Genomic DNA, 3340 nt, shown 5'->3' with positions numbered 1-3340 from the left:
AAAAAGCCTTGCAGAGGATATCTGCAAGGCTTATGTAATAAAGATAGGCGACGACTTACTCTCCCAGGTGTTATCCTAGTACCATCAGCGCTGGTGGGCTTAACTGCTCTGTTCGGAATGGGAAGAGGTGATCCCCACCGCTATAGTCACCTTAAGACTTTAACTGTGGTGCTTATGGCTTATGACCAGAAGCTAACAGCTTAATAAGTTAATGACATGTATTGATGAAAGAGCAGTGTGTAGATTTGTTAATCTGTTACCACTTGAAGTAGATGTGAGCAAGCACATCGTATAGTTCGTTGTAGTTCTCCCGTCCCGAGTAAATCGGAACGGGATCGAAGCGTTCGGGTAATTAGTACTGCTCAGCTTTGACATTTCTGTCTTTACACCTGCAGCCTATCAACGTCATCATCTCTGACGTCCCTTAATGGAAGTCTCATCTTGAGGTGAGTTTCGCGCTTAGATGCTTTCAGCGCTTATCTCGTCCCAACGTAGATACCCGGCGATGCAGCTGACGCCACAACCGGTACACCAGCGGTTAGTCCAACCCGGTCCTCTCGTACTAAGGTCAGATCCTCTCAAACTTCCTACGCCCATCACAGATAGGGACCGAACTGTCTCACGACGTTCTGAACCCAGCTCGCGTGCCACTTTAATAGGCGAACAGCCTAACCCTTGGGACCTTCTCCAGCCCCAGGATGTGACGAGCCGACATCGAGGTGCCAAACCTCCCCGTCGATGTGAGCTCTTGGGGGAGATCAGCCTGTTATCCCCAGCGTACCTTTTATCCTTTGAGCGATGGCCCTTCCATGCAGAACCACCGGATCACTATATCCATCTTTCGACCCTGATCGACTTGTCAGTCTCACAGTCAAGCATGCTTATGCTATTGCACTCCACGTACGGTTACCAAGCGTACTGAGCATACCTTTGAAAGCCTCCGATACACTTTCGGAGGCGACCACCCCAGTCAAACTACCCACCACGCACTGTCTCCAGTTTCCCGGATTAGACATCAGATAGATAAAGGGTGGTATTTCACCGTTGGCTCCCCTGAACCTAGCGGCCCAGGATCAGCGCCTCCCACCTATCCTACACATCATCTACCCAATGTCAATGCGAAGCTATAGTAAAGGTGCATGGGGTCTTTCCGTCCCGTGACGGGTACACGGCATCTTCACCGTGACTACAATTTCACCGAGCTCATGGCTGAGACAGTGCCCAGATCGTTACACCATTCGTGCAGGTCGGAACTTACCCGACAAGGAATTTCGCTACCTTAGGACCGTTATAGTTACGGCCGCCGTTTACTGGGGCTTCAGTTCAAAGCTTCGCCTTGCGACTAACTTCCCCCCTTAACCTTCCAGCACCGGGCAGGTGTCAGGCCTTATACTTCATCTTGCGATTTCGCAAAGCCATGTGTTTTTGTTAAACAGTCGCCTGGGCCATTTCTCTGCGACCTTCTTCATTGCTGAAGTGAGGCAACCCTTTTCCCGAAGTTACAGGTTTAATTTGCCTAGTTCCTTAGCCATGACTCACTCGAGCACCTCAGGATTCTCTCCTTGACTACCTGTGTCGGTTTGCGGTACTGGTACCTTAAAAATATGCTTAGAAGTTTTTCTCGGAAGTCTGTTTACATCCTCTATCCCTTTGGCCGAAGCCTCCAGGTACTGTTGGGTTTCAGCAAACCTCGCGCATTTTACTACGAGGCTTATACCTACACCTTTTAACGCCCTATTTCGTCAGGGCGCGGGATTGTCACTACTCCTTCTCTCCATCGCTCTTTAAGGTAGTATGGGAATATTAACCCATTATCCATCATATACGCCTTTCGGCTTCTACTTAGGTCCAGACTTACCCGCGGTTGATTGACATTGCCGCGGAACCCTTAGTCTATCGGTGGGCAGGGTTCTCACCTGCCTTATCGTTACTTATGCCTACATTTGCTTTTCTAACCGCTCCACCGTCCATTACCAGACGACTTCTCCGCTGTTAGAATGCTCCCCTACCACTGTATTACTACAATTCTAAGCTTCGGTACTAGATTTTATGCCCGATTATTATCGATGCTCTGTCGCTCGACCAGTGAGCTGTTACGCACTCTTTAAATGAATTGCTGCTTCCAAGCAAACATCCTGGCTGTCTCTGCAACTGAACCGCCTTAGTTCAACTTAATCTAGATTTTGGGACCTTAGCTGTAGATCTGGGTTCTTTCCCTCTCGGACACGGACCTTAGCACCCATGCCCTCATTGCAAGGTATATTTATTACCATTCGGAGTTCATCTGGATTTGGTAGGATGTGACTCCCCCTAGTCCAATTGGTAGCTCTACCTGTAATAAACTTTACCCTCACACTGCTCCTAAAAGCATTTCGGGGAGTACGAGCTATTTCTCAGTTTGATTAGCCTTTCACCCCTACCCTCAGCTCATCCAAAAACTTTTCAACGTTTACTAGTTCGGACCTCCATCCCGTGTTACCGGAACTTCATCCTGGCCAAGGGTAGATCACAAAGTTTCGCGTCTACTCCCACTGACTAAGCGCCCTTTTCAGACTCGCTTTCGCTTCGGCTGCGGATTTTTAAACCCTTAACCTCGCCAGTGACAGTAACTCGTAGGCTCATTATGCAAAAGGCACGCCGTCACCACATCACGTGGCTCCGACCGCTTGTAGGCGTACGGTTTCAGGTTCTATTTCACCCTCCTGTTCGGAGTACTTTTCACCTTTCCTTCACAGTACTGGTTCACTATCGGTCTCTCAGAAGTATTTAGCCTTACCAGATGGTGCTGGCAAATTCAAACGGGGCGTCTCCAACCCCGCCCTACTCAGGATACCACTACGTAACACAACTTTACACTTACAGGGCTATCACCTTCTGCGGCCGGCTTTCCCATACCGTTCAATTTAATTGTGTAGTCGATATCGTGGTCCTATAACCCCTAACTAGCCGTAACTAATTAGGTTTGGGCTCTTTCGCGTTCGCTCGCCACTACTTGCGAAATCACTATTTGTTTTCTCTTCCTCCAGGTACTTAGATGTTTCAGTTCCCTGGGTTTGCTTCCTGATTACTCAGGATGATGTACCTTCAGTACACCGGGTTGCCCCATTCGGAAATCTACGGATATAGTGGCTATTTGCGCCTCCCCGTAGCTTATCGCAGCTTATCACGTCCTTCTTCGCCTCTGAGAGCCTAGGCATCCCCCATACGCCCTTGTTTACTTCTTTTAACGATTCCTGTAAACAGGACCAATATTTTATTGGATACTATACCTATGTGCTCGCTCTATTGTATTTCATACAGAATCTCTCCTGTATGTCTACCTCCATGCAATACAATAACT

Annotated in this window: 2 rRNA genes; both read right to left on the bottom strand. The window is 48.4% G+C overall.

The features are described 5' to 3' along the window. Nucleotides 1-42 precede the first annotated feature (42 nt). Nucleotides 43-154: ribosomal RNA gene (gene rrf / locus KK060_RS24385) — 5S ribosomal RNA — on the bottom strand. Between the two features lie 178 nt (nucleotides 155-332). Beyond that, nucleotides 333-3224 (bottom strand): 23S ribosomal RNA (locus tag KK060_RS24380). Nucleotides 3225-3340: the final 116 nt, after the last annotated feature.

Source organism: Chryseosolibacter indicum, assembly GCF_018598585.1.
GTDB lineage: Bacteria > Bacteroidota > Bacteroidia > Cytophagales > Cyclobacteriaceae > Chryseosolibacter > Chryseosolibacter indicus.
Note: the sequence above shows the minus strand (reverse complement) of the source record. Positions and strands in the feature narration are given on the sequence as shown.